Consider the following 25,654-nt stretch of genomic DNA (forward strand, 5'->3'; position numbering starts at 1 on the left):
GGGGCTACAGGGTGGTGAGGTCGGTGGCGTCCGGTAGTTCGGTGAGGGGCTGTCGCGCGGCACGGGGGATCCCGAGCCGTGCGCGGGCCTGGTGGACGGCGGCGAGCTGGCCGGCCGCCGGGAGTCCCCAGTCGAAGAGCTCCAGGGCCTGTTCGGGTGTGGCCAGGACCCGGATGTGGGTGCGGCCGGTGGCCGGGTCGACGGGGGGCGGGCCGAGACGGGTGAGGGGCGAGGCGTAGCGGAGGCGTGCGTACGGCTTGTCGGGGTCGCGGAGGTGGCCGAGGAACAGCGCTTTGCCGAGCCCGGCCGCGGCTTCCTCGCGTACCTCCCGGCGCAGTGTGATGAGCGGGTCGTCGCGGTCCGGGAGTTCGGGGGCGCCGCCCGGCAGGAGTGCCGCGCCGGTGTCCGGCTCCAGAAGCACCAGGACACGGCCGTCGGGTCCGAGGAGCCAGCCCCACACCTGGACCACCGAGAGCCGCTCCGGGGCGGGGCCGGCGTGGAAGGGCAGGTGGTGCCGGGCGCGGGCGGTGCGAAGGGCGCCGGCCCGGTCCAGGACAGTGGGGGAGATCGGCAGGCCGTTCTCCAGCAGGGCGGGCCCGGCGGCGTTGATGCGGGCGCGCAGGGCGGACAGGGCCCGGCGGGCGTCGCCGGGGGACATCAGGTCCGGTAGCCGGGCGGGTTCGACGAACTCGACGGACCTGATCTCGTGGTCGGGCAGTCGGATGGCGGCGATCTGCTCGTCGTCCCATGTGCCGCCGTCGTAGACGTGCAGGATCTCGCCGGGGAAGCGCATGCCGGCGGGCGCGTTGAGGCTGTCGGCGCTGACCCAGTCGACGGCGAGCCCTCGGCCGACGATCATGGTGACGCCGAGTTCCTCGTGCAGTTCCCGCGCGGCGCCCTGGGCCGGGGACTCGTTCGCATCGACGGCGCCGCCGGGCAGGAGGCAGGTGGTGCGGTAGTCGACGTGCTGGATCAGGACGCGGCCGCGTTCGTCTGTGATCAGCACGGACGTTCCGGCCCACAGGGCGGCCGAGGCGCGTAAGGCCCCGTACTCCTCGTCGGTCATCATCGTGCTGGGCGGCGTGTCAGGGGAGGGCGTGGCGGTCATCTGGTCTCCGATCGTGCGGGGAGGGGCCGAGCGGACGGCGGGCGGTCAGGCGACGAGCCGGTGAGGGTCGCCCGGTGCGGGGCCGGGGGTGAGGCGGGTGAAGTACTCGGTGCTGATGATCTCGTCGCGTTCCGGCTCGGGCAGGCGGGCGAGCAGGCCGGGCAGGGACCGTTCGCGGGCGGCTTCGCTGCGGTGCGCGAGGATCGCCTCCATCTTCACCGCGGCCCAGGGGGAGGCGTCGATGGTCGTGGTCAGATACGTGTCCGGCACCGCGAGGAGCGTCTTCCCGACGCTCCGGAGGAGCGGGCCCAGCCTGCCCGCACCGGATTCCGAGTGCGTGGCCGCGTAAAGGGCCGCCGGCTGCCAGGGCTCCCCGGCTTCGGGGTACAGGTGCGGCAGGCCGGCGGCCTCGACAGCAAGGAGGGTGATCTGGTGGGCGCGCCGGTGGTCCGGGTGCCCCGTGAGCTGGCCCAGGGCATCGTGGCCGATCACGATGTCGGGCCGGACCTCACGGATGTGTGCGACCAGGCGGCCGACGGCTTCGTCGAGAGGCGCGTCGACGAGGCGCACGGCCCCGTCGGGTGCCGAGGCTGGATTGCGGGCATCGGCGTAGCCGAGCAGCCGCGGAGCCCCTGCACCCAAGACGTCCAGGGCCTCGGCGAGTTCGGTGGCCCGGTGGCTCGCCGGCCCCCAGGTGGCGGTGACGACGCAGGTGCGGGCGCCGACGGCGTGGTGCTGTGCGAGCACACCGCCGGTCAGCAGGCTCTCGTCGTCGGGATGGGCGAACACACCCATCAGCGAGGGCAAAGACGGCTGGTTCATGGCGAAGAGGACTCCTCGAAGTGGCGGGCGGGGCAAAGAGGCCGGATGGCCGGCGGCCGCCCGGCGGCGGTGAGCCGGTACACGGCGCGCCAGCTCATCGGACGCCGCCGCTGCGTATGCCGGCTCGTCCGTCCTTCGCGCATGCCGCGCGGTGTCTGACCCGGTCCGCCGCCGCGCACGGCCCGGGCCGGACCGAGGTGATCGTGGTCCAGGCGCTCAGGTGGAGGGGGAGGAGCGTGGTGGGGAGGTCGCGGTGGGCGATCCGGATCCGGCTGCGGGCGGCGAGCCGGTGGTACAGCGCGTGGCAGGCGGACAGGCGGACAGGCCGGCGGGCTCGGTGGGGGGTGGTGCATGCGGATCGATGCCGCGTACCAGCCGCTCCAGCCCGCCTCGTGCAGCCGCCAGGCCAGGCCGAACCCCTCGTGATAAAGAGAGAGTTGATCTCCCCGTCCGCGTGCCGCGTCGAAGGCGTCGCGCCGGATCAGGACGACGCCTTCGGCCGTCGATGCGCCCTTTCCCGGCCGTCCCGGGTTCAGGGCGCGCAGCCGGGGGACCCAGCGGCGTGGCGTGGCCATATCGTCCGGGCCGGTCAGCCGGGGCCGCACCCAGGCGGCTTCTGGATGCCGCTCGGCCTCGGCGACGAGAAGACCCTTCGTGGCGGACGTAGGACCGGCCGTGGCGGAGCCGGCCGCCGTACAGCTCACGCTCGGCCTTTGAGATGCCCGTCGTGGCCGTCCCGGCGGTCCTCGGCGGGCTCGCGGTCTCATCGCTGTCCGGTCCGGCTTGCGTCAATGTGTTCCCTCCCGAAGGTGTGCCGGTGGCGTCAGCGTGCTCAACGACGCAGCACCGATTTCGAGCATGTGTTCTTTCGGACGGTTCTCGCGCCCGGAATTCCGCGGTCGTTCGAAGGTGCGCAGTGCACCGACCCTTGCTGGGCAAGAGCCGACGGGCGAGAGCGAGTTGGCTGAAACACCGATGTTCGGTTGCTTACTGATCGTTTCAGAATGAGATCGGCGTGTCGGCTGACAGCCGATGATATTCGTGGGCAGTGCCTGCGGGGTGTCCGACGATCTTGTCCCTGATGGCCTGTGAGAGCGCATAGCCCCACTGCTGCCACAACAGCCCGCGCGAAGGCACCGGCACCCAGGCCGGCTTCGGGTGCCTGACCGGGTTGCACTGGCGGGCATTGTCTACGTGCTGCGCAAGGTGTGGCCTGGCGGGATGTGCCCGCCAGCGTGGTTGGCTGCTCGGGCGTGACCGCCTGGCGCCGCCTGCGGGACTGGACCGAAGCCGGGGTCTGGCCCCAGCTGCACACGGAACTCCTCGTCGAACTGCGCAAGACCGGCTTGCTGGAGATGGACGACTGCGCGATCGACGGCTCTCATGTCAGGGCCTTCAAAGGGGGGATCACGTCGGGCCGTCGCCGGTCGATCGAGCCCGCCCCGGCTCCAAGCACCACCTGATCGTCGACCGCCGTGGAACCCCACTGGCCGTGTCCGTGACCGGCGGGAATCGGCATGACGTCACCCAACTGATCCCGCTGCTGGACGCGATCCCCCGGATACGGGGACTGCGGGGACGTCCGCGCAGCAAACCCAAGCGACTCTACGCCGACCGCGACTACGACTACGACAAGTACCGCCGGCTGCTGTGGCGGCGCGGCGTCAAGCCACTCATTGCACGGCGCGGCGTCACTCACGGCTCCGGCTTGGGCAAGACCCGCTGGGTCGTCGAGCGCACCTTCGCCTGGCTCCACCAGTTCAAACGACTGCGGATCCGCTACGAACGCCGCGTCGACCTCCACCAGGGCCTCCTGGAACTCGCCTGCGGCATCATCTGCCTCCGACGACTCCGCACGTCATCCTGAAACGACCAGTCAGCGGCAACGACGGTTCGGGCGTGAACGCCACCTGCCTGGGCCGCCATTGGCTGCCGATCTCGGATCTGTTGCCCTCATTGTGGCGACGTACTGCGCGTAGCGACGACGTGCGTCGGTCAGGCTATCCGCCCCGTTGGGGCCGCCCCAGACCTCGTCGGCGTTCGGGTCGTCCTGGCCATCGTCTTCCCAGCTGCACTCGTCACAGATCTGGAATTGTCCGCGGGCGTCCAGCGTCGAGAGCTTGCAGCAGGGACAGGCATACGAACCGCCGCTGGGCAGGCTTGCTTTGGGCGGTTCTTCGGGCGCTGTCACGCGTTGAGTGTTGCATGATTTGCGAGGACGCTCTGGGCTGGTCGCGTCATTCAAACCTCATTCTGAAGCCATCAGTTAAAGGCTGTCCCGTGATCCGTGGTGGAGCAGCGTGCGGCGTCAGGCGGTGGGGGCCCCTCCCGCGCCGTTCAGGCTGTGGGGGAGCGTCGCAAGGCGGAGGGGCGTTCGCGTACGTATGGGGGTGCCCCCGGGCGAAGCCACTGGGGGAGTATGCGGACGCTCCGGCAACGCCGCCATTGCCTTCAGGCCCTGCCCGGCACCCATGATTCAGGATGTGCCCTGCAGCTGACGGCGAAGGACGCGTCCCGAGCGAGCTCCTTGACCCCTGGGATGTCTTCCCCGCGAGCCGGTCAGCCGCGGAGGAGGGCGCTCCACTGGGTGGCCAGGACGGCGACCACCGCGTCGTGGTGGTCATCGTGGCCGCGTACCAGGCTGAAGTGGAAGGCCCGTTCCAACTGCATCATCAGGGTCATCAGATGCAGCCGGGCGGTGTTTCGCGCCTCGTCGTCGGGCATCCGTGCGAGCAGCCGTTCCATCACCCCCGGGACCTTCCACAGCATGGCGTGCCACTCCTCGGCGACCAGCGGATCGTCCGCCATGGCCTGTTCGATCGCGGCGAACTCCATGCGGTAGCGGCGCCACATCCCGGCGTGCCCGTGCAGCCAGGCGGCGATGGACTCGGGATCCGGGTCCTCCAGGCCGTCGAGGACACGGAACGAGTCCATGATCTCCAGCTCGATCCGGCGCATCAATTCCACCACCACCTCCGCCTTGGAGCGGAAGTGGAGGTAGAAGGTGGCCCGGGTGACGCCCGCCGCGCGGGCGATCGCCTCGGCTCCGACCGCGCCGTACGACTCACGGGTGAACAGCTCATGGGCGGCGGCGATGAGAGCTTCGCGAGTGGCCTGCTTCTGCCGCTCCCGGGTGCCTTGTGCCGTCGCCATGATCTCCGCTCCGTTCGGTGGCACGCGTCTGCCGCGTGCCACCCAACGGTATACCGGCGCCGGTCCGCCGCGGATGGCGCCGGTACACCGCCGGCCGGCGCGCCGGTACCTGGGCCGGCCCCAGGTGTCCGGAGAACGCCGCGCCCGCCGCCACCGCGGCCAGGGAGGCGACGGCCGTCCCCGGGAAGCCGGCCGCCTTCCTGCGGCCGCCTTCCTTCGGTCAGCTGCCGGCAGGCGGTGGTTCACGGAGCCGAGGGCACAGCTGACCGGCGCGGGTACCGGGCAGTACGCGGCCGGCGGGCCGCGCCGCCAGGCCGGACCGCGCGGGAACGGACCCCGTGGGGGCGGCGGCAGTGGCCTCGGACATGGGTGTTCCCCTGCACTCGTCGTTGAGGAGCGCAAAGAGAACGGCAAAGAGAACGGCAAAGAGAACGGAAGAGGCGGGGTGGACAGGGCCGGCCGGATCCGGTGCGGTGGGAACGGAACCGGCCGTGCCGCGTGCCGCCGGTACGCCAGGGGGCACCGCCGGTGTCCGTCAGAGGCCCGTCAGAGATCGAGCACCAGGCGCGGGCAGGTACCCGCCGCCCGGGACACGCAGATCATGATCGTGTCCTGGGCCTGTCGCTCGGCTTCGGTGAGGACGGCGTCCCGGTGTTCGGCCTCGCCGCTCATCAGCGGGGTCTCGCAGGTGCCGCAGGTGCCCTCGGCGCAGGAGGACAGGGCCGGCAGGCCCAGTTCCTCGGCGACCTGGAGGATGCTCCGGCCGGCGGGGATCTTCGCGGTGAGACCCGAGGCGGCGAACTCCACCTCGAACTCCTGCTCCTGCCCTGCGGTTTCGGCTGTCTTCGGGGCGAACCGCTCGACGTGCAGCGAGCCCTGCGGCCAGTGCGCTGACGCCGCCCCGGCGGCGCGCAGCAGCGGCTCGGGGCCGCAGGCGTAGATCAGCGTGCCGTCGGCCGGCTCGCCGAAGTGGCCGGCCAGGTTGAGCAGGCCGAACTCGTCCTGCGGCCGGACCAGCACCCGGCCGCCGTAGGGGGCGAGTTCGGCCAGGAAGGCCATCGAGGCCCGTGTGCGACCGCCGTAGAGCAGCGTCCAGTCGGCGCCGTCGGCCTCGGCTTGACGGATCATCGCCAGGATCGGGGTGATGCCGATGCCGCCGGCCACGAACAGGTAGCGCTCCGCGGTCCGCAGCGGGAAGTGGTTGCGCGGGCGGGACACCTTGAGGACGGTGCCGGCCTGGACCGTGTCGTGCAGGTGGGCGGAGCCGCCGCGGCCGGCCGGCTCGCGCAGCACGCCGATGCGCCAGCGGTGCGCCTCTGCGGGATCCGAGCACAGCGAGTACTGGCGGGACATGCCTCCCGGCAGATCCACCTCGATGTGTGCGCCGGGCTTCCAGGCCGGCAGGGCGCCGCCGTCCGGGTGTTCGAGGACGAAGGAGGCCACGCCCTGCGACTCCTCACGCCGCTCGGCCACCCGCAGGGTGAGCCGGTGGGTGGTCCGTGCGAGGGTCCGGCGTCCGGTGTCCTCGGGGTCCCAGGTCACCGGCAGTGAGCGGCGTACCGGCAGCAGTGCCATCCGGACGAAGTCCAGCGGGGCGTCCTGGACCGGGCGCAGCGAGGGCAGGCGCTCGAACAGCACCTTGAGGCCGATAGCGCCCTGTACCCGGGCCAGGTCCTGGCCGAGGCAGGTGTGCCGGCCCTGGGTGAACGCCAGGTGCCCGCCGGCGTCGTGCCGGTGGATGTCGAAGGCGAACGGGGCCTCGGTGTGCTCCGGGTCGGTGTTGGCGCTGGCCAGCGCCAGCCACACCATGTCGTCGGCCTTGATCTCCACCCCGCCGATCACCGTGTCACGTACGGCCTGGCGGGAGGCGAAGGAGGAGGACGGACGACGGCGGACGGTCTCCTCGAAGACGGAGGACCACAGGTCGGGGTCTGCTTGCGCGTCGGCCAGCGCCTGCGGGTTGTCGGCGAGGAACAACACCGCGTTGGCCATGGCCTGGGCGGTGGTGTCGGTGCCGGCGGCGGCGAACTCGGCGAGGTGCAGGGCGATCTGGGCGCTCGTCAGGACCGGAGCGCCGTCCTTGTCACGGACTGAGGCCATGTCGGATATGAGGTCGGTGCCGGGGTTCTCACGACGCTCGTCGATGATCTCCCGGAGGTACAGGGCCGCCCGGGTGAAGCGTTCCCAGACCTCGCCGCGGCGCGGTTCGGGCAGCGGTTCCTGGGCGCTGGCGAGGACCTGGAAGAGGTCGTCGCGCAGCTGGCGCATCATCGGGTCGTCCTCGGCGCCCAGACCCATGTGTGCCATGATCGTCTGGGTGGTGAGCTCCAGGCAGTAGTCCTCCATGAGGTTGCCGGAACCGTTGGCCTCGAAGCGGTCGACGATACGGTGGGCACGGGCCTCGATCCCGGGGGCGAGCGCCTCCATCCGGGACCGGGTGAAGCCGCGCTGGGCGACCGCGCGGTGCCGGGTGTGGCTGGGCGGGTCGGAACCGACCAGCATCTGGGACATCAGGTCCGGGGGGATCACCGCCCGGTGCTGTTCGGGCACGTCGATCAGAGCGCTGTTGGCGGCGGAGCTGAACGCCTGCCAGTCGGAGAGTACGGCCTCGACGTCGGCGCGCCGGGTGACGATCCAGGCGTTGAGGTACGGGTAGAAGAACACCGGGTGTTCGCCGCGGACCTCGGCCAAGTGCTTGGCCGGGTCGGTGTAGTAGGCGTCGCCCATCGCGTCGAAGCCGTGAGCGACGGGACAGCGGCCGGGGGCGGGGGCGGGAGCTTCGGGGGGCGTCGTCATGCTGGTTCGGGTTCCTTCGTCAGAGCGCCGCGGCGACGGCCATGGTGGAGATCTTCTGGAAGCGGGCCACGTTGTCGCCCTCGTCCATCACGCCCGCCGACAGGAAGACGAGCGTCATGTCGCGCTCCGGGTCGACCCAGAACAGGGAGGAACCGGCGCCGTAGTTGCCGTAGGTGCGCGGGCTGGTGAACGGGCCGAAGAACGAGGGGTGGGTGCCGGTCCCGCTGAGCGAGAAGCCGAGGCCGAAGTTGCCGGGCGGGGTCTCCCAGCCGCGCGTCTGCGCGATACCGGCGTAGAGGTCGTTGACCATGTCGCCGGTCTGCAGCCGGGTCGCATGGTCCAGAACGGCGGGTGCGATGAGCTGCTCGCCGCTGTGCTCACCGCCGCGGCGCAGCATCTCGGCGAAGGCGAACACGTCCTGGGCGGTGGATACCGCGCCCACCCAGGGGAGTTCGGCGTCCTCGGAGATGCAGGTGTTGAGGCACTCGATGTCGTCCGGGGACAGCCAGCCGTCCTCGGGGACGTACACCTTGAGCGGCACGGCGCGTCCGGCCCACTTCCGGGGGAGACCGAAACGGGTGGAGTCCATGCCGAGCGGTGCGAACAGCCGGTCGTGGGCGAGCTGCCGGAAGGAGTCGTAGCCGTACACCCGGCGGACCATCTCGCCCATCAGTGCGTGGTTGACCGAAGGGCTGTAGTTGAGGTCGGTGCCGGGCTCGTTGACCGCGTCGACCGAGCAGAGCGCCTCGATCACGTCCGCGAGCACGCCGAACCGGTCCGGGCCGAGGCCCGGGTCGGGGGTGGCGGGCATGCCGGAGCGGTGGGTGAGCAGGTGACCCAGGTTGATGCGGTCCTTGCGGACGGCCCGGAAGCGGTCGGTGCCGAGGAACTCGGGGATCACGTCGACGACCCGGGTGGACAGCGCCAGTCTCCCCTCACCGATCGCCATCAGGGCGAGTGTGTTGGTGAACGCCTTGGTCAGCGACAGGATCCGGAAGACGGCGTCATGCTCCAGGGGGCGGGAAGTGGCGCGCTCGGCCTGGCCGATCACCGCGTTCAGGGCGATCTCGCCGTGGCGGGCCAGGATGAGGTGGACGCCGTCGTAGGAGCCGGCGTCGATGTCGCGCTCGATCTCGGCTGTGAGCCGGCTGAGCGCCTTCGCGTCGAGGTGCGCGGACATGGGTGTCTCCGTTGGCATGGTGCGAGATGTGCTGGTGAAGGGGAGGGGCGTCACAGCATGACGAGGCCGCCGGACGGCGAGAGCGTCTGCCCCGTGTAGTAGGAGCCGGCCTCGGACGACAGGAAGAGCACCGTCTCGGCGACCTCCTCCGGCGTGGCGGCCCGCTGGATGGGCTGCAGGCTCAGCAGGAAGCCGATGAACTCCTCGTCGCTCTGCCGGAACAGCGGGGTGTCCACCGCGCCCGGCGCGAGGGCGTTGACCCGGATACCGAACGGGGCGAGCTCAGCAGCGGCCTCGCGGGTCAGGCCCAGCACGGCGGCCTTGGAGGCCGGGTAGTACGCGGGCATGGTGACGGCCTGCAGCGCGGCGGCGCTGGAGAAGTTGGTGATCGTGCCGCCGCCGGCCTTCTTCAGCAGCGGAGCGGCACTGCGCATCGTGTAGAAGGTGCCGTGGAGGTTGATCCGCAGCGTACGGTCGAACTCCTCGTCGCTGATGTCCTCGAGGAACTCCGGGTGGTGGCGCCGTCCTTCCTTCATCGCCTCGAAGCCGAGCCGGTTCTGCTCGTTGAGCCGTTCCAGGGCGTCCTGACTGGGCGCGTTCACGCCCGCCGCGTTGACCAGCGCGTCCAGGGTGCCGCGCTCCTCCTCGACCCTGGCGAACGCGGCACGTACAGCGGTGCTGTCCGCGATGTCCAGCGGGACGGAGCGGGCGCCGGGTACGGCGGCGAACTCCCTGTCCAGCGCCTCGGCGGAGATGTCCGCCCCGTAGACGACGGCGCCTTCCCGGGCAAATGCGCGGGCGGTGGCAAGGCCCATCCCGGAGGCGGCTCCGGTGACGAAGACGGTCTGGTCCTGAAACTTCATCGTTGCTCCTAGAGCGGGCGGAGAGGTGCGCCGTCATCAGCGACGGGACGCCCGCAGAGCAGGAGACTGGCACTTCAGTAGACACGTGTCTAGTGAGTTGACATGTGTATTTTTAATTTTGCCGGACGTCTTCCCGGCCGCCCTCGGGCGGGTGACAATGCGACGGTGGACCGCAGGCCGGCTCCGGCCGGCGAGCCCCACCGCTCACCGCCGGTGCGACAGGCGTCGCCGGCGGATGAGCGCATCCCGGAGGGAAGGGTCAGGGGGTGACGAGGGGGAAGTCGGGATCGAAGTCGTCGAGGAGGCCGGCGAGGGTCTGCAGGACGGTCTTGTCCCCGTCGAGGCTGATCTTCCCGGCCCGGGCGAGCTCGGTCGCGCCCGCAGGCTTGAGGAGGGTGCTGACCAGGGCGGCCTTGGGCCCGGCGACGGTGAGGAGGGGGTCGAGGGAGGCGCCGGGGCGGGCGTTGAGGACGCCGCGGCGGATCCACATGGCCCAGGTCTCGTCGCCGTGGTCGGTGAACTGGAAGTCGATGCGCAAGTCGGCCTTGGCGGCCTTGTCCCCGATGAGGTGGACGGCTGCGAAGTCGAAGAGGATGTCGATCGGCATCGCGAGGACGGTGTCGGGGCCGGCGGTGGAGAAGGCGGCCGGGACCACGCCCTCGCGCAGCTCCCTGGCCGCGGTGAGGAAGATGCCGCGCCACTGCGGCCCCTCGGCCTGGTAGCCCATCTGCTCGTACGCGTCGGCCTGGATGTTCTTCGCCTCGGTGTGGCCGGGGTCGGCGAAGACGAGGGCGTGCAGGATCTGCGTGGCCCACCGGTAGTCGCCCTCCTCGAAGGCACGGCGGCCCTCGGCGAGGATCCGGGCCCGGCCCGCCGGGCAGCCCTCAGGGGTGGTCGCCCGGGCCGTCGGGGTTGGGGGCGAGCCGGGTGGGTGAGAGCGCGGTGTCCTCCTCGCCCTGCTCCAGCAGCGTGGCCGCGGCCCCCACGATGAGCGGGTCGGGGCGGCCGACGATATCGGGGTCCTTCGCTGCGTAGTCGATGCGGGCCAGCAGGCTGCGCATCGCTTCGAGACGGGCCCGGCGCTTGTCGTTGCTCTTCACCACGGTCCACGGCGCGTGGCCGGTGTCGGTGGCGCGGAACATGTCGACCTTCGCGGTGGTGTAGTCGTCCCAGCGGTCGAGGGAGTCGATGTCCGTGGGCGAGAGCTTCCACTGCCGCACCGGGTCGACCTGGCGGATGGCGAACCGTGTGCGCTGCTCGGCCCGGGAGACGGAGAACCAGAACTTCACCAGGATGATGCCCTCGTCGACGAGCATCTTCTCGAAGACCGGGCACTGTTCGAGGAAGAGTTCGTACTCCGGGGGCGTGCAGAACCCCATGACCCGTTCGACGCCGGCCCGGTTGTACCAGGAGCGGTCGAAGAAGACGAGTTCGCCCGGGCCCGGCAGATGCGCCACATAGCGCTGGAAGTACCACTGGCCGCGCTCGCGGTCGGTGGGTTTGTCGAGGGCGACGATACGGGCGCCGCGCGGGTTGAGGCGCTCGGTGAAGCGCTGGATCGTGCCGCCCTTGCCTGCCGCGTCGCGTCCTTCGCAGACCACCACCACCCGCGCACCGGTGTCCTTGCACCACCGCTGGAGTTTCAGCAACTCGATCTGCAGGGTGCGCTTGACGCGGTCGTACTCCCTGCGCCGCACTTTCCGGTCGTACGGGTAGTTCTCCCGCCAGGTCTTGATGGCCCGGCCGTCTTCGTCGAGCAGTACCGGCTGCTCCGGCCTGCTGGTGTCGACGGTCAGCCCGTCCAGCAGCTGTCTGCTCATCTCGTCACGGTCCACCGGGACAGGCTGTCACCCGTTCGCCTCATCCGCCACCCGGACCCGCCGGGGGGCGCGGACCCGCGGGTGCGGCCGGCGCGCCGTCGTTCCCGCGTGTCCTCGTACGGCCCGCGCCGGCGGACGGCATACGGCCCGCGCGCGTCCGCCGCCACGTGACCGGGCGCAGGTGAAATCGTTGTCCGGGTCCGGGTCCGGGCACGGGGCCGCCGGGGTGAGCCCACGCCGCCCGGGCCGGACCCGGTCCGATCACCCGGGCGGGCCGGAAGCACAGCTGAGAGGAACAGCACCCGTGAGTGAATGGCACCTGTCCGAGACGTTCCGCAGCACATCGGGCGAGGTCCGCTGGGGCAGCCTCGGGGAGCCCGGCCGGGACCCGGTCGTGCTCCTGCACGGCACCCCCTTCTCCTCGTACGTCTGGCGCGCCGTCGCCCGCGCGCTCGCCCGCCGCCACCAGGTGTTCGTGTGGGACATGCCCGGCTACGGGGCGTCGGAGATGTCCCTCGGCCAGGACGTCTCCCTGGCCGCCCAGAGCAGGGTCTTCACCGAGCTCCTGGAGCACTGGGGGCTGGCCGAACCCCTGGTGGCCGCCCACGACTTCGGCGGCGCCGTCTCCCTGCGCGCCCATCTGCTGCACGGTGCCCGCTACCGCGCGCTCGCCCTGGTGGACCCGGTCGCCCTGGCACCGTGGGGGTCGCCGTTCTTCCGGCTGGTCGGCGAGCACTCCCAGGTCTTCGAGCAGCTGCCGCCCGCGCTGCACCACGCCCTGGTACGGGAGTACGTGAGTTCCGCCAGCAGTCCCGGTCTGCATCCGGCGGTCCTGGACCGGCTCGTCCGGCCCTGGCTCGGCGACCTCGGCCAGGCGGCCTTCTACCGGCAGATCGCCCAGGCCGACCAGCGCCACACCGACGAGGTACAGGACCGGTACGGCGAGATCACCGTCCCGACGCTGGTGTGCTGGGGCCAGGACGACACCTGGATCCCCCCGGCCAGGGGGCGGGAACTCGCCGCCCGCATCCCGGGCGCCGGGCTCGAACCGATCGCCGGCGCCGGCCACCTCGTCCAGGAGGACGCGCCCGCCGAGCTCACCGCCGCTCTCCTCACCTTCCTCCGGGATCCGCGAGCGGACCGGGATCCGCGAGCGGGCCGGGGCCCGGCAGCACGGTGAGCCCGCCCGGCCGCGGCACCGCGTGCGACGGCTCGCGCCCCGCCCCACGGCGGCCGGGGCGCCTGACCGGCCCCGTGCCCGCCGCGGCGCGGGGCGTCCCGCCGTCCGTGGCTCACCGGACGCCATCGGCCATGCCGGCCGCGAGTGTGGTGCCGTCGGCGGGGTCGATCAGGAGGAACGAGCCGGTGCGCCGGGAGGCGGCGTAGGCGTCGAGGGCGAGGGGTTCGGCGGTGCGTATCACGACCCGGCCGATGTCGTTGGCGACCAGCTGTCCGGGGGCGGGGTGCTGGGAGAGGTCGTCCAGGGTGAGCCGCGAGGGGATGTCCTTGACGATCGCCTTGACGGTGCGGGTGGTGTGCTTGAGCAGCACCCGCTGGCCGACGGTGAGCGGCTGGTCGGCGACATGGCAGACAAGAGCGGTGACGTCGCGCGACAGGGCGGGCGCCGACGTACTGGGGGCGATCAGGTCCCCGCGCGAGATGTCGACCCCGTCGTGGAGCCGCACGGTCACCGACTGCGGCGCCCAGGCGGCGTCCACGGACCGGCCGAGCACGTCGATGGCCTTGACGGTACTGGTGCGGCCCGACGGCAGGACGGTGACCCGCTCGCCGACCCGGAACGCCCCGGAGGCGATCTGTCCGGCGTATCCCCGGTAGTCGGGGTGCTCGGCGGTCTGCGGGCGGATCACGTACTGGACCGGGAAGCGGCCCTGGGACGTGGTGAGCTCCCGCGCGACCGGCACCGTCTCCAGGTGTTCCAGGACGGTCGGGCCGCCGTACCAGTCCATGCGGGCGGAGGGTTCGACGACGTTGTCGCCGGCGAGTGCGGAGATCGGGATGGCGGTGATCTCGGGTACGCCCAGGGAGGCGGCGTATGCGGTGAACTCCTCGGCGGTCTTCGCGAAGACGGGTTCGGCGTAGTCGACGAGGTCCATCTTGTTGACGGCCAGGACGACGTGCGGGACGCGCAGGAGTGCGGCGACGGCGGCGTGGCGGCGGGTCTGTTCGACGACGCCGTTGCGGGCGTCGACGAGGACGACGGCGAGTTCGGCGGTGGAGGCGCCGGTGACCATGTTGCGGGTGTACTGCACGTGGCCGGGGGTGTCGGCGAGGATGAACCGGCGGCGGGGGGTGGCGAAGTAGCGGTAGGCCACGTCGATGGTGATGCCCTGTTCGCGTTCCGCGCGCAGTCCGTCGGTGAGCAGGGCGAGGTCGGGGGCTTCCTGGCCGCGGTTGCGGGAGGCGTGCTCGACGGCTTCCAGCTGGTCGGTCAGGACCGACTTGGAGTCGTGGAGCAGGCGCCCCACCAGGGTGGACTTCCCGTCGTCCACGGAACCGGCGGTCGCGAAACGCAAGGTGTCGATGGTCATGGCTAGAAGTACCCTTCGCGCTTGCGGTCTTCCATCGCGGCTTCGGACATCTTGTCGTCGGCGCGGGTGGCGCCGCGTTCGGTGAGCCGGGAGGCGGCGATCTCGGTGATGACGGCGTCCAGGGTGGTGGCGTCGGAGTCGACGGCGCCGGTGCAGGACATGTCGCCGACGGTGCGGTAGCGGACCTGGCGGACCTCGGTCCTCTCGTGGTCCCGGGGGCCGCCCCAGTCGCCGGCGGTCAGCCACATCCCGTTGCGGGCGAAGACCTCGCGCTCGTGGGCGAAGTAGATGCCGGGCAGCTCGACGCCCTCCCGGGCGATGTACTGCCACACGTCCAGCTCGGTCCAGTTGGAGAGGGGGAAGACCCGCACATGCTCCCCGGGGGCGTGGCGGCCGTTGTAGAGCTGCCACAGCTCGGGGCGCTGACGGCGGGGGTCCCACTGGGAGAACTCGTCCCGCAGCGAGAAGACACGCTCCTTCGCGCGGGCCTTCTCCTCGTCACGCCGCCCGCCGCCGAAGACCGCGTCGAAGCGGTGGTGCTGGATCGCCTCGGTCAGCGGCACGGTCTGCAAGGGGTTGCGCGTCCCGTCGGGACGCTCCCGCAGCTTCCCCGCGTCGATGTACTCCTGGACCGAGGCCACGTGCAGCCGCAGCCCGTGCTCCGCCACGGTACGGTCGCGGTACTCCAGGACCTCGGGGAAGTTGTGCCCGGTGTCCACATGGAGCAGCGAGAAGGGCACCGGCGCCGGAGCGAACGCCTTCAGCGCCAGATGCAGCATCAGGATCGAGTCCTTGCCGCCGGAGAACAGGATCACCGGCCGCTCGAACTCCCCCGCCACCTCACGGAAGATGTGCACCGCCTCCGACTCCAGCGAGTCCAGATGACTGAGCGCGTACGGGTGATCGGTGCCCTCCGGCACGGTGACGACGGCACTCACGCCAGACCCCTCTCGGTGAGCAGCGCGTGCAGCGCCGCGGCGGACTCCTGCACGGTCTGCCGGTGCGACTCGATGCGCAGGTCCGGCGACTCGGGGGCCTCGTAGGGGTCGTCGACCCCGGTCAGCCCGCTGATCTCGCCCGCCGCCTGCCTGGCGTACAGCCCCTTCACGTCACGGACCGAGCACACCTCGACCGGAGTCGCGACATGCACCTCCAGATAGGGCGTGTCGCTGGCCCGGTGCCGCTCGCGGACCGCCCCGCGGCTGTCGGCGTACGGGGCGATCACCGGCACGAGGGTGGTGATGCCGTTGCGGGCCAGCACCTCCGCCACCAGGCCGATGCGCTGCACGTTGGTGTGCCGCTCCTCGCGGCTGAAGCCGAGACCGGCCGAGAGGAACGAGCGGATCTCGTCGCCGTCCAGGACCTCCACGCGGCGGCCGTCGTCGCGCAACCGTCCGGCGAGTTCGAGGGCGAGGGTCGTCTTGCCCGCGCTCGGCAGGCCGGTGAGCCATACCGTGGCCCCCGGCCGGCAGGTGCATATCGCTTGCTGTTCCATCAGGTCCCTTCCGTTCGTGGTCGTGTCGGCCCCGGTCGCGCACGGGGGTCTCGGAGCTGCGGGCTCCTCTTCCGCCCGGTGCGTTCAGCCCGCGGACGGGACGGAGTTCCTGGGGGAGCCCGGGGCCGTGGCCTTCGCGCCCACGGAACTCTCCGGCGATCCCTCGCGGGGCAGCTGGAGGGTGAGGAACCCGAGAACCACCGCGACCACCGCGACCACGACGTAATACCACATGAAATCGCCGGTGATGTCCTTGAGGAATCCTGCCGTGTAGTTCCCGACGATTCCCCCTATTCCTTGCGTCACATTGGTGACGCCGAAGATGACGGTGGCCGCCGCCCCCGATGCCGACTTCGACACATAGGCGGGGACCAGTCCGTAGATCGGGTAGAACGCGAGGGCGAAGAGGACGCCGGAGACCATCGGGAGAAAACCGACCGGGGCGAGGACGAGCAGGACCGCAGAAAGGAAGAAGAGCGTGTAACACATCACCAGCGAGGCGCGTACGCCGATCCGGTCGGAGAGCCATCCGACGGCGAAACCGGCGAACATCCCGATGACGCCGATGGTTCCCCAGACCTGGGCTGCGAAATCGATGTCGAACCCCAGGCCTTCCCGCAGATACGGTGAGAGGTAGTTCTGGAACGGCATGCAGGCGAAGCCGTTGAGGAATTTCATCGTCCAGACGATGACCACCCAGCGCACCAGCACCATGCGCCAGCCGGCGCGGGCGCTGTCGTCCCCGCCGCCGGGCGCCGGAGCGTGGCCGCCGCCGGCCGGAACGGCGTCGTCCGGTGTGCCGGCGGCCGGACCGGCGGCCACGTCCTCCTCGCGGCGGAAGAGCCCGAGCCGGTGGAAGGTGAAGAAGGCCACCGCGGTCACCATCAGGGTGCCGGCCCCGACCGAGTACCACAGGCCCCGCCAGTTGTCGTCCCGGACGAAGCCCGGGACCAGGAGGCTGTTGACGAAGACCCCGTAACTGGTGCCGCTGGACACGAGCCCCAGCACCTTGCCCCGGTGCCGGTAGTCGATGACCCGGCCCACGATCTCGACCAGCGGTACGTACACGGAGGCCGCCGTACCGCCCATGACCGTCAGCAGGACCGCGATCACGACGATGCTGTCGGTCACCGGCACCAGCACCAGGCACAGGCCGCACAGCGCGACGGACCCGATCACGACCTGCCCGCCGCCCACGCGGGTCGACAGCCAGGTGCCGAGCAGGGCGAACAGCAGGAAGCCGAGCTGTCCCGCCGCGGTGATGGTCCCGACCACCGTGTAGTCGAAGCCGAGGTCTCTGCGCATGTCGGTGACGAGTTGCGCGAAGAGGTAGAAACCGAATCCGTAGGTCGCCGCCACAAAACTGGTCAGCAGCACGGTGGTGGCGAATCCGGCAAGCGTGCGGGACCGCTTTCCTTTGGTCTGCTCGGTAGTCACTGCCGTTGTGGCCTTTCTGGCTGCTTCACTGCTGACGGCTCAGGAGACGTACTTCACGGCTCACGGCTTCCGGGCCACGTGGATGACGAAATCGACCTCGTTGATGTCGAAGTCCTCCTGGAAGTCGCCGAAGGTCTGGATGGTGTCGAACCCCGAATCGATGAGCAGTGAAGAGAGTTCCGCCGCGAGAACGGGATAGACCTCCAGATGGTGCGTCCCGCCGTCCTGGAAGTCGTATCGGAAGCGGCACAGCTCCTCGTCCACGTGCGCCACGGTCACGGTCGCCCCGGTTCCGCAGTAGTAGTAGTTCCCGGTGCTCCGGTAGCGGTGCCGGCGGATCGCGTCGAAGTTCCGGTGGTCGACGATGAGGATCCCGCCGGGGTTCAACGCCTCGTAGAACTCCGAGAGAACCGCCCGGCGGTCGGCCTCCTGGAACAGGTGCGGGAAGGAACTGCCCAGGCAGACGATCGCGTCGTAGCGCCCGTCGATGTGCCGGCGCAGGCTGCGCCAGTCGGCCTGCAGGACCGTGAAGGACTGCCCGTGCCGTTCGGCGTTGCGCCGGGTGCGTTCGATCATCTGGGCGCTGCCGTCGGCGGCGGTGACGTCGAAACCCTGCTGCGCGAGGGTGACCGAGTGGTAGCCGGTGCCCGCGGCCACGTCCAGCACCCGGCGGGCCTCGGCGCCGTTCAGGAGCTCCACGAAGAAGTCCTGCTCGCTCGCCCGGCGCCGGTCCCAGTCGATCAGCTGGTCCCAGAGGTCCACGAGGGTGGGTATGTACTGGGCCTCGAAGTCGTCCGGGGCCGCGTCCGCCCGGTCCGGCACGTCCTGGGGGCGCGCGTCCGGGGTGCGGTGCGGGTCCTGTGCGAGGGGGGCGGTGCGGCTGACCCGGGCTGCGGGTGTGGACATGATGGTCCTCCGGCTCTCTGAAGGCGGTTGCGGTCCGCGCGGCTTTGCGGGCGTGCCGCGCGGACGGACGGGTGTACGCGGGGCGCGGACCGGGACGGGACTCTCCGCGCCGTGCGGGCTCAGCGGTACGTCGCGGCGAACGCCGCGTACTTCGCCGCGAGTTCGGCGGCCCATTCGCCGACGTCGCCGAGCTTCATGCTCCGGCACTCGTAACCGAGCAGCCGCTTCATGACCGCCATCTCCGCTTCGGCGAAGTAGACCGTCCCCTCGTCGTCGATGCGGTCGATGCCGTCGGCTCGCTGGCACTCCTCGTTGAGCCGTACCGCCTCCTCCCGTCCCAGGCCCGGGGGGAGGTCGAGGGTGCCGCCGCCGCGGTGGACGCGGACCGGGTAGCCGCCCGGCAGCCCGCCGGGTGCGGGGGCGTGTGCGAGCACCCTGCTGTCGGTCGCCATGCCTCTGAGCACCCGTACGGCGGAGGACGCGGTCAGCAGCTGGCCGTCGATCCCGCCGATCCGCTTCAGCCGGTCGTCGAGCTGGGCGAACAGCGCGTGGTGGTCCAGCTCCGCGGGCCGGCCCCGTACCGTGACCGCGAGGTGGTACGCGCCCTTTCCGGCGTCGCCGAAGCGCGGCACGTAGTGGCTGAAGTAGTGCTGCGCGGTGAGCCGGAGCTCGATGTCCGAGGGGTGCGCGTCCAGCAGGTGGGCGGCGCCCAGGGTGAGCGCGGGCACGATGTTGGCGACGTTGCCCACGCCGATCGTGGGGGCCAGGCCCACCTTGCCGAGGACCGGGCCCACCGCGTCGGGGAACGCGGCGTTGACCACCTCGGCGCCGGTGCCCGAGTTCCGTACCGCCTGCATCAGCAGGTGGTTGAGGCTCAGGTGCATCGGCAGCCACGGTCCGAACTGCGCTTCGTCGAGCTCCTCGAACACGTCCCGGGGCAGCGTGGTGATGACCCGCCAGGACTGGAGCGAACCGCCCATGAAGATGATGTCGGGGCGCACCCGGGCGAGGGTCTCGGCCGTGGCGTCCACGTCACAAAGATCGACGTGGACGGTGTCGACCGTGCCGTGCAGGCCGAGGTTGGCGGCGGTGAACAGGGCCAGGTTCCCGCGCCGGCGGATCGCCTCGGTGTCCCGCCCGGCCAGCACGACCCGGTTGGTCGACGGGTCGCCGAGGAGCATGGTGAGCACCCGGGCGCTCAGGTCGCCCATGCCCAGCAGCATGATGAGGGGTTTGTCCGGACCGTCGGTCGGGGAAGTCAAGGGGTGCCTCCATGGCGTGTGGAGAGAAAGCGGCGGCGGGTGCGTGCGGGGGACGCACCCGCCGGGGGCGGTTCAGCGCGGGTAGGAGCCGTTGTCCGCGCGCAGCAGCGCGCCGGTCAGGATCCGGGACCGGTCGCTGAGCAGGTAGGCGCACACATCGGCCACGTACTCGGGCAGGATGTCGCCGTCGAGCTGCTCCTGGCGCTTGTACTCGGCGTAGCGGTAGTCCGGTATCCGGTCGGCGATGGCGGTGTTGACGATGAGACCGGGCGACACGACGTTGACCCGGATGTAGGGGGCGAAGTTCATGGCGTTGGACTTGGTGAGGCCGATGACACCCGCCTTGACCGTCCCGTAGAGCGCGTCCGAGCTGCCCACCTCGCCCGCCACCGAGGCCAGGTTCACGATCGCGCCGCGCCGCTCGGCGGGCAGCAGGTGGGCGGCGAAACGACGGGAGAGCCACACCGGGCCCTTGATGTTCACGGCGATGACCCGCTCGATGGTGGCGTCGTCGTAGTCCTGGACCGGTCGGCCGAGGTAGAGGCCGGCGTTGTTGACCAGGCCGTTCACTCCGGGGTGCGCGGCGAGGACCCGGTCCATGAAGGCGTCGCACTCCTCGTGCGAGGCGACGTCGGTGACGTGCGTGTCCAGCGGCCGGCCCCGGTGCTCGTCGGCCAGCGACTTCAGGCCCGGCTCGTCGATGTCGCAGGTGATGACGGTCATGTCCGCGTCCAGCAGCCTGCCCACCAGGGCCCGGCCGACGCCGCTGGCCCCGCCGGTGACGATGACGGTGTCGACGCTCATGTGTGTGCCTCCTCGGCCGGCTGAAGCCGGTACTGGTCCAGGTGTTCGTAGAAAGGGCGGCAGTGGCGCTCGAACTCACGCAGGTCGGGCCGTGACTCGTAGGTGAAGCGGTAGGCCCCCCGGGGCCTGCTGAGCCCGTCGCTGGCCGCCACGTCCGTGTGCCAGCCGCTCCAGGTGGACCACTGCGGCTGCTCGCCCGCGCTCCACCGCAGGGCCTCGGGCAGGAAAGGGATCCCGACCGCGTCGCAGTAGGCGGCGAGGGTGGCCTCCGGACGGGCGGCGAGGTCCGCGGCGTTGACGACGACCGGTGTGCTGCCCGTCAGTTCCCGTACGAAGTCGAACGTCCTGGCCAGCTGTTCGTAGCCGAGCACCTCGCGGGTGAGTTCGGGGTGCACCGTGGCGTGGGAGAGGACGGCTTCCCCGGGGTCGCGGATCAGGAAGGTGTTCACCTGGCCCGACAGGTAGCCGGGATCGTCCAGCAGGTGGTCGAGGCAGTGGTAGGGGAAGTCCTTGTGGAACACCGGGCGTTCGAGGCGCGCGGTCTCCATCATCCGCTTGATCTCCGGATAGGTGAGCGGATGGTCCGGGTCCGGGTTCTTGTGCGGGATGGCGGCCCGCTCCTCGTGCATGAAGAACACGTAGGCGAAGGCCTCGTGGAAGACCGTGAAGTCGCGCCGTTCGATGAACGAGCGCTCCAGAGCGGTCGACATCGACCGGGGATGGCTCCAGAGGGCGATGGACTTGTGCATGACACCTCCTTGACGAGGGGGTACGGGGCCCCGCCCGCGCGCCGGGCGGGTGCCGGACGGCTCAGACCAGCAGCAGGGGCCGGGCGGAGGCGGTGACGGTCTGGAACTGGTGCGCGACGAAGTCGATCAGCTTCCGGGTGTTCGACATGACCTCGGCGTACGTCGACACGAACGGCCCGTAATGGGCGAACTCCTCGGGACGCATGCCCTCCGGCTCGTACGCGCGGTGGAAGGAGGGGAGCCACATCAGCTTCTCCAGGACGTCGGCCGGCACCTCCTGGTCGATGGCCGAGGGGTCGAAGACCGGCAGCTCGCTCTCACGGCGCATGACGTCCGCGATGAACTGCGGTTTGCAGGTGTACGCGACCGCGCCCCCGGCGCTCTGCTCCAGATGCATGCTCAGCGTGCCGCCGCCCTGACCGGGCTCGTCGACCTCCAGACTGGACAGCAGCGGCTTGACGGGGTGGCCGTTCTCCCGGATGAGCCGGTGGATGCGCTTGAGTACGGCGACCTCGGCCCAGCGCAGGTCGGTCCGGGTGAGCTCGATGTCGCGGATGGACGCCTCGTACCGCAGGTCGCTGTTGGAGCCGAAGCGGCCGATCATGTGGGTGAAGACGGCGCGCCAGCGGCCGGTGCCGATGCCCTGGGAGCGCGCCTCGGCCAGCCCCGCCTCCACGGCCCGGACGCAGGCGCTGAACTGGGGGACCGTGTAGGAGAGGGTGGAGTTGACGGAGATGCCGCGCGCCACCAGCTGCCGGACGACCCGGTAGCCCTGTTCGGTCCCCGGCACCTTGACCATGAGGTTCGGGGATATCCGCGCGATGCGCAGGGCCTGTTCCAGCATGCGGTCGGCGTCGAGCACGTGGCGGGGGTCGAGCTGGCCCGACACCCAGCCGGACTTCCCGTCGGTGGCGTGCCACATCGGCAGCATCTCGCGGGCCGCCCGGCGCAGGGCCTCCTCGTAGACGAGCGCGAAGGTGCTCTCGATACCGGGGTTCACCTGGTAGCGGATGAGTTCCTGGATGTCGCCGCGCCAGCTGTCCGGGGAGGCCAGCACGCTCTGCGCGACCAGGGACGGATTGGTCGTGACGCCGCGCACCAGGCACCGGTCGGGTGTCGCGGGACACAGGAACCGGTCCAGCTGCTCCTGCCAGCGGTCCCTCGTCTCCTTGTCGGGCGCGGCGGCCAGCTGCTGCCGGCGCCAGCGGGGGAAGTCGAGGGGCGAGGAGTCCCACCAGATCTCCGCCGACTCACCGGCCTGTTGAAGCTCGTGAAGAACACTCGGCATGCGGATCGTGCCTTTCCGACTCGGTGTCTCGGGAGGGGAGGACGGTGGTCACCGGAGCGCGCGGGCGGCCGGGAGCCGGGCGGCCCATCCGCTCAGCAGGCCGGGGAGCTCCTCCATCGATTCGAAGGTCACCGCCCCGGCGGCGGCGAGGCGCGTCGCCGTTCCGTTCCGCGGCGGCGCGTAGGCGAACACCGGCATACCGGCCGCGATGCCCGCCTGGACGCCGACGAGACTGTCCTCGACCACCACGCAGTGCTCGGGGAGCACTCCGCAACCGGCTGCCGCGTGCAGGAAGAGGCCGGGGTCGGGCTTCCACGCACCGACCTCGTAGGCGCTGTAGATACGGTCCTGGAAGTAGGGCAGCAGACCTGTCAGGCCCAGGGTGCCGAGGATCTTCTCGCGCGGTGCGCTGGAAGCCGTGCAGAAGGGCAGGGTGAGCCCCTCCACGACCTGCCGCACCCGGGGGACCGGCCGCAGCTCGGTGGAGAACAGTTCCGCGCACCGGGCGCGGAACTCCGGGACGAAGCGGGCCGGCAGCGCCCTGCCCAGCATCTCCTCCAGCTGGCCGACCCATTCGGCGACCTTCCGCCCCCGGATGAATTCGAGCGCCTGCTCCAGCGAGAAGACGGACCCTTCCTCGGCGGCCATGTCCCGCATGACACGCGCACTCAGTGTTTCGCTGTCGACCAGGACCCCGTCGCAGTCAAATATGACCAGACCCTTCGTCATGAAGACGCCTTTCCTTATCCGGATACCGGTGCCGGCATCGTGCGTGGGGGTTCCGATGCAGGGACCGGGACCTTCCGGCGGCGGGACGGCTCCAGTCAAGCAAGGCATTCTTACGATTCGCTCATCGCTCGATACCGAGACATCCGAAAGAGCGGCCATAACAGCCCAATCCGGGCGCGCGTGACAGAGTCTGCGGCTTTTCCCGGCGCGTCGCCGCCGTGCGGCTAGCCTCGGGACCGTCCTGCCCGACATTCCGGTGCGCGGCCCTCGTCCGGCCCCAGGCGCCGCCCCGTCGTCCCAGCCGTCCACCTCGGCCGTTGGATTCTTCGACCAGCCGTCCGGTGCGAGAGGATTCCCCATGAAGTTCGCGGTTCTCGGCCCCCTGTCCCTCACGGACGGAAACGGGTCCCTCCTCCCGACCGCGCCCAAGACGCGTCAGCTGCTGGCCCTTCTGCTGCTCCACGCGAACTCCTTGGTGACACTGGAGACCTGCCTCCAGGAACTGTGGGGCGAGTCCTCGCCGCGCAGCGCCGTGCAGAGCGTGCACACCCGGGTCTTCCAGATCCGGCAGGCGCTGGCCGGCGACCTGTCGGGCCGGACGACGGAGGAGAGCAAGCGCATCCTGAAGACGCATCACCAGGGCTATTCACTGGAGGTGGAAAAAGGGTCCCTCGATCTGGACGTACTCGAAACACACCTGACGAAGTACCGTCGGGCCCAGTCGCGCCAGGACGATGTCGGAGTTTCCACGGAACTCCGCGCCGCGCTCTCCCTGTGGCGCGGCCGCACTCTGCTGGACATCCAGCAGGGGGAATGTATACAGGCTTATGCGACGGGCATGGAAGATCTCCGTATGACCGTGCTGGAACAGTGCATCGAAGCGGAATTACGGCTCGGTATGCACCACCGTCTTCTTTCGGAACTGAGCACGCTCGTTTCCCGGTACCCGGTGCACGAGAACCTCCATGCCCAGTACATGATCGCCCTGTACCGGTCGGGCCGTACCGTGGAATCACTCAGGACCTATCACCGGCTCCGCAAGACCCTCACGGAAGAACTCGGAATCGAACCTTCCCACCGGGTCAGGCAGTTGCAGACCGCCGTACTGGCGAAGAGCACCGAACTCGACGTGGTGCCGCAGGACAGGGCGGTCCTCTCGATGAGTCTGATGTCGGGCCGTTGACGGCGCTTCGCACCGGGACCCCTCTTCGCCGCAGGCCTTCGACAGCCGTGGCACCGCCGACCGAGGAGAGCGTACGTGTCAGCCGTGGATGTGCACTCCGCGCCCGGTCACGGGCCCGGCCCCACCGGGAAGGAAGCCAGACGGATCCGCCGGTTCGAGACCCGGATCGCCGTCTGCGCGGGCGGCGGCGAGATCTGCGACGGGTGGGTGCTCGGCGTCGTGGGGGCGGCGCTGCCGCTGGCGCGCGACGACCTGCGGCTCACCCCCGCATGGGTCGGCCTGATCGGTTCGGCGTCGCTGATCGGCCTGTTCCTCGGCGGCCTGGTCTTCGGATGGCTGACCGACAGGATAGGCCGGCAGAAGATGTACCTCATCGATCTGCTGGTCTTCCTGATCGGTTCCCTGCTGCAACTCGTGGTCCAGGACCCCGTCCAGCTGCTCGCCGTACGCCTGGTCATGGGAGCGGCGGTGGGCGCCGACTACGCCATCGCGGGGGCGCTGGTCGCGGAGTTCGTGTCACCCGCGCGACGAGGACGCCTCCTGGCCTCCCTCATCGTCTTCTGGTACGTCGGCTACACCCTGGCGACCGGGCTCGGCATCGCGATGGCGTCCCTCACCGACGACGCGTCCGCGTGGCGGTGGATACTCGCCAGCAGTGCGCTGCCCTCCCTCGTGGTGCTGCTCGCCCGGCTGGGAACCCCGGAGTCCCCGAGCTGGCTGGCGAGCAAGGGCCGGATCGCGGAGGCGGAGGCGATCAGCCGGCGACGGCTCGGCCGGGAACTCGAACGGCCCGCGGCCGAGGACCCGCCCGTACGCACCCGCCACACCACCCTCTTCGCCCCGGAGTATCTCCGCCGCACCCTGTTCACCAGCCTGTTCTGGCTCTGCCAGGTGACCCCGTTCTTCGCCATCTCCACCTTCGCGCCCCAGGTGCTCGGCCTGCTCGGCGCCCCGGACAACGGTCTCGGCGAACTGCTGCTCAACGTCTTCCTGCTGGTGGGCTGCCTGACCGGTATGGCCGTCATCGACAGGGTGGGCCGCCGGGCCCTTCTCCTGTGGCCCTTCTGCGTCACCGCCGTGGCCCTCCTCGTCCTCGGGCTGTGGCCCCAGGCGCACCAGGGGGTCGTCGCCCTCTGCTTCGGGGTCTTCGCCCTGTTCCACGCGGGGTCGAGTGTGCTCCAGGCCGTCTACCCCAGCGAGGTGTTCCCCACCGCGATCAGGGCCACCGGCATCGGGCTGGCCGCCGCGGTCAGCCGGATCGGAGCGGCAGCGGGCACCTTCCTCGTCCCGCTGGGGCTCCAGGCCTGGGGGGTCGGCGCGGTGATGCTGCTGGGCTGCGCAGTCTCCGTGCTGGGGGCCCTGGTGACGGCCGCTTGGGCACCGGAGACCGGCGGCCTGGAACCGGCCCGGGCGAGCCGCCCGCGAAGCCGCTGAGCGGACCCGCGGCACGGCCCGCCCCCCGTACCCCCAGCCCTTCACCCCGTATCCCGAACCCCTCTCACCAGGAGTG

The 25,654-nt window shown here is 70.7% G+C and carries 22 protein-coding genes and 1 pseudogene; 4 read left to right on the forward strand and 19 right to left on the reverse strand.

Annotated elements, in window-relative coordinates; genetic code table 11:
- Positions 1 to 4: 4 nt before the first annotated feature.
- Together CP967_RS29215 and CP967_RS29220 are read right to left on the reverse strand one after the other, a co-directional pair.
- Entirely contained in the window at positions 5 to 1,108 is a 1,104-nt protein-coding gene (locus CP967_RS29215) for an NUDIX hydrolase (protein WP_150490838.1), read from the reverse strand.
- A 45-nt stretch (positions 1,109 to 1,153) separates the two neighbouring features.
- Positions 1,154 to 1,930: a PIG-L deacetylase family protein gene (locus CP967_RS29220; protein WP_150490839.1), complete on the reverse strand. Its 777-nt coding sequence runs from the start codon at positions 1,928 to 1,930 to the stop codon at positions 1,154 to 1,156.
- Positions 1,931 to 3,028: 1,098 nt separating this feature from the next.
- Here CP967_RS29220 and CP967_RS29225 point away from each other — a divergent pair.
- Positions 3,029 to 3,797, forward strand: a pseudogene (locus CP967_RS29225) (IS5 family transposase).
- A gap of 9 nt (positions 3,798 to 3,806) precedes the next feature.
- On the opposite strand, the gene CP967_RS29230 reads toward CP967_RS29225, so the two are convergent.
- From CP967_RS29230 to ppk2, 7 genes are all read right to left on the reverse strand, one after another.
- On the reverse strand, positions 3,807 to 4,121 hold the full coding sequence (locus tag CP967_RS29230) for a CPCC family cysteine-rich protein (protein ID WP_208838882.1): 315 nt from the start codon (positions 4,119 to 4,121) through the stop codon (positions 3,807 to 3,809).
- Between the two features lie 368 nt (positions 4,122 to 4,489).
- Positions 4,490 to 5,083 (reverse strand): TetR/AcrR family transcriptional regulator, encoded by a 594-nt coding sequence (locus CP967_RS29235; protein WP_150490840.1) that lies wholly within the window; start codon positions 5,081 to 5,083, stop codon positions 4,490 to 4,492.
- A 546-nt stretch (positions 5,084 to 5,629) separates the two neighbouring features.
- Complete coding sequence (locus CP967_RS29240; protein WP_150490841.1) at positions 5,630 to 7,879, reverse strand: cytochrome P450; 2,250 nt, start codon at positions 7,877 to 7,879, stop codon at positions 5,630 to 5,632.
- Between the two features lie 19 nt (positions 7,880 to 7,898).
- A complete protein-coding gene (locus CP967_RS29245) occupies positions 7,899 to 9,059 on the reverse strand; it encodes a serine hydrolase domain-containing protein (protein ID WP_150490842.1) in 1,161 nt (386 codons plus the stop codon).
- A 50-nt stretch (positions 9,060 to 9,109) separates the two neighbouring features.
- Positions 9,110 to 9,922, reverse strand: a complete 813-nt coding sequence (locus CP967_RS29250) for an SDR family NAD(P)-dependent oxidoreductase (protein WP_150490843.1) — start codon at positions 9,920 to 9,922, stop codon at positions 9,110 to 9,112.
- Positions 9,923 to 10,181: 259 nt separating this feature from the next.
- A complete protein-coding gene (locus CP967_RS29255; RefSeq protein WP_150490844.1) occupies positions 10,182 to 10,781 on the reverse strand; it encodes an alkyl sulfatase C-terminal domain-containing protein in 600 nt (199 codons plus the stop codon).
- Positions 10,782 to 10,806: 25 nt separating this feature from the next.
- Positions 10,807 to 11,742: a polyphosphate kinase 2 gene (gene ppk2 / locus CP967_RS29260; RefSeq protein ID WP_150490845.1), complete on the reverse strand. Its 936-nt coding sequence runs from the start codon at positions 11,740 to 11,742 to the stop codon at positions 10,807 to 10,809.
- Positions 11,743 to 12,046: 304 nt separating this feature from the next.
- On the opposite strand from ppk2, the gene CP967_RS29265 reads away from it, so the two are divergent.
- A complete protein-coding gene (locus CP967_RS29265; protein ID WP_150490846.1) occupies positions 12,047 to 12,922 on the forward strand; it encodes an alpha/beta fold hydrolase in 876 nt (291 codons plus the stop codon).
- A gap of 112 nt (positions 12,923 to 13,034) precedes the next feature.
- On the opposite strand, the gene CP967_RS29270 is transcribed toward CP967_RS29265, so the two are convergent.
- From CP967_RS29270 to CP967_RS29315, 10 genes are all read right to left on the reverse strand, one after another.
- Entirely contained in the window at positions 13,035 to 14,291 is a 1,257-nt protein-coding gene (locus CP967_RS29270; RefSeq protein ID WP_150490847.1) for a sulfate adenylyltransferase subunit 1, read from the reverse strand.
- A 2-nt stretch (positions 14,292 to 14,293) separates the two neighbouring features.
- Positions 14,294 to 15,229: a sulfate adenylyltransferase subunit CysD gene (gene cysD, locus CP967_RS29275; protein WP_150486837.1), complete on the reverse strand. Its 936-nt coding sequence runs from the start codon at positions 15,227 to 15,229 to the stop codon at positions 14,294 to 14,296.
- Complete coding sequence (cysC, locus tag CP967_RS29280; protein WP_150490848.1) at positions 15,226 to 15,786, reverse strand: adenylyl-sulfate kinase; 561 nt, start codon at positions 15,784 to 15,786, stop codon at positions 15,226 to 15,228. The genes cysD and cysC overlap by 4 nt, the downstream gene beginning before the upstream one ends.
- A gap of 84 nt (positions 15,787 to 15,870) precedes the next feature.
- Positions 15,871 to 17,223, reverse strand: coding sequence for an MFS transporter (locus CP967_RS29285; protein WP_150490849.1), 1,353 nt, complete (start codon positions 17,221 to 17,223; stop codon positions 15,871 to 15,873).
- A 60-nt stretch (positions 17,224 to 17,283) separates the two neighbouring features.
- Complete coding sequence (locus CP967_RS29290; protein WP_150490850.1) at positions 17,284 to 18,129, reverse strand: class I SAM-dependent methyltransferase; 846 nt, start codon at positions 18,127 to 18,129, stop codon at positions 17,284 to 17,286.
- 119 nt (positions 18,130 to 18,248) lie between these two features.
- Positions 18,249 to 19,391 carry a hypothetical protein gene (locus tag CP967_RS29295; RefSeq protein WP_150490851.1) on the reverse strand — a complete coding sequence of 381 codons (1,143 nt, stop codon included), beginning with the start codon at positions 19,389 to 19,391 and terminating at the stop codon, positions 18,249 to 18,251.
- Positions 19,392 to 19,463: 72 nt separating this feature from the next.
- Positions 19,464 to 20,195: an SDR family NAD(P)-dependent oxidoreductase gene (locus CP967_RS29300; RefSeq protein WP_150490852.1), complete on the reverse strand. Its 732-nt coding sequence runs from the start codon at positions 20,193 to 20,195 to the stop codon at positions 19,464 to 19,466.
- Positions 20,192 to 20,944, reverse strand: coding sequence for a sulfotransferase-like domain-containing protein (locus tag CP967_RS29305; protein ID WP_150490853.1), 753 nt, complete (start codon positions 20,942 to 20,944; stop codon positions 20,192 to 20,194). Before CP967_RS29305 ends, CP967_RS29300 begins: the two co-directional genes overlap by 4 nt.
- Before the next feature lie 61 nt (positions 20,945 to 21,005).
- Positions 21,006 to 22,232 (reverse strand): transaldolase family protein, encoded by a 1,227-nt coding sequence (locus CP967_RS29310; RefSeq protein WP_150490854.1) that lies wholly within the window; start codon positions 22,230 to 22,232, stop codon positions 21,006 to 21,008.
- Between the two features lie 48 nt (positions 22,233 to 22,280).
- On the reverse strand, positions 22,281 to 22,961 hold the full coding sequence (locus CP967_RS29315) for an HAD-IA family hydrolase (protein ID WP_167535455.1): 681 nt from the start codon (positions 22,959 to 22,961) through the stop codon (positions 22,281 to 22,283).
- 358 nt (positions 22,962 to 23,319) lie between these two features.
- Between CP967_RS29315 and CP967_RS29320 the strand changes: the two genes are divergently transcribed.
- Together CP967_RS29320 and CP967_RS29325 are read left to right on the forward strand one after the other, a co-directional pair.
- Complete coding sequence (locus CP967_RS29320) at positions 23,320 to 24,144, forward strand: AfsR/SARP family transcriptional regulator (protein WP_150490856.1); 825 nt, start codon at positions 23,320 to 23,322, stop codon at positions 24,142 to 24,144.
- A gap of 75 nt (positions 24,145 to 24,219) precedes the next feature.
- A complete protein-coding gene (locus tag CP967_RS29325) occupies positions 24,220 to 25,578 on the forward strand; it encodes an MFS transporter (protein ID WP_150490857.1) in 1,359 nt (452 codons plus the stop codon).
- Positions 25,579 to 25,654: the final 76 nt, after the last annotated feature.

Source organism: Streptomyces nitrosporeus (genome assembly GCF_008704555.1).
GTDB lineage: Bacteria > Actinomycetota > Actinomycetes > Streptomycetales > Streptomycetaceae > Streptomyces > Streptomyces nitrosporeus.

Bases quoted from the DNA above. Each gene is read 5' to 3' on its own strand.
- CP967_RS29215 (WP_150490838.1), bottom strand. From the start codon at position 1,108: ATGACCGCCACGCCCTCCCCTGACACGCCGCCCAGCACGATGATGACC.
- CP967_RS29220 (WP_150490839.1), bottom strand. From the start codon at position 1,930: ATGAACCAGCCGTCTTTGCCCTCGCTGATGGGTGTGTTCGCCCATCCC.
- CP967_RS29235 (WP_150490840.1), bottom strand. From the start codon at position 5,083: ATGGCGACGGCACAAGGCACCCGGGAGCGGCAGAAGCAGGCCACTCGC.
- CP967_RS29240 (WP_150490841.1), bottom strand. From the start codon at position 7,879: ATGACGACGCCCCCCGAAGCTCCCGCCCCCGCCCCCGGCCGCTGTCCC.
- CP967_RS29245 (WP_150490842.1), bottom strand. From the start codon at position 9,059: ATGTCCGCGCACCTCGACGCGAAGGCGCTCAGCCGGCTCACAGCCGAG.
- CP967_RS29250 (WP_150490843.1), bottom strand. From the start codon at position 9,922: ATGAAGTTTCAGGACCAGACCGTCTTCGTCACCGGAGCCGCCTCCGGG.
- ppk2 (WP_150490845.1), bottom strand. From the start codon at position 11,742: ATGAGCAGACAGCTGCTGGACGGGCTGACCGTCGACACCAGCAGGCCG.
- CP967_RS29270 (WP_150490847.1), bottom strand. From the start codon at position 14,291: ATGACCATCGACACCTTGCGTTTCGCGACCGCCGGTTCCGTGGACGAC.
- cysC (WP_150490848.1), bottom strand. From the start codon at position 15,786: ATGGAACAGCAAGCGATATGCACCTGCCGGCCGGGGGCCACGGTATGG.
- CP967_RS29290 (WP_150490850.1), bottom strand. From the start codon at position 18,129: ATGTCCACACCCGCAGCCCGGGTCAGCCGCACCGCCCCCCTCGCACAG.
- CP967_RS29300 (WP_150490852.1), bottom strand. From the start codon at position 20,195: ATGAGCGTCGACACCGTCATCGTCACCGGCGGGGCCAGCGGCGTCGGC.
- CP967_RS29305 (WP_150490853.1), bottom strand. From the start codon at position 20,944: ATGCACAAGTCCATCGCCCTCTGGAGCCATCCCCGGTCGATGTCGACC.
- CP967_RS29310 (WP_150490854.1), bottom strand. From the start codon at position 22,232: ATGCCGAGTGTTCTTCACGAGCTTCAACAGGCCGGTGAGTCGGCGGAG.
- CP967_RS29315 (WP_167535455.1), bottom strand. From the start codon at position 22,961: ATGACGAAGGGTCTGGTCATATTTGACTGCGACGGGGTCCTGGTCGAC.
- CP967_RS29320 (WP_150490856.1), top strand. From the start codon at position 23,320: ATGAAGTTCGCGGTTCTCGGCCCCCTGTCCCTCACGGACGGAAACGGG.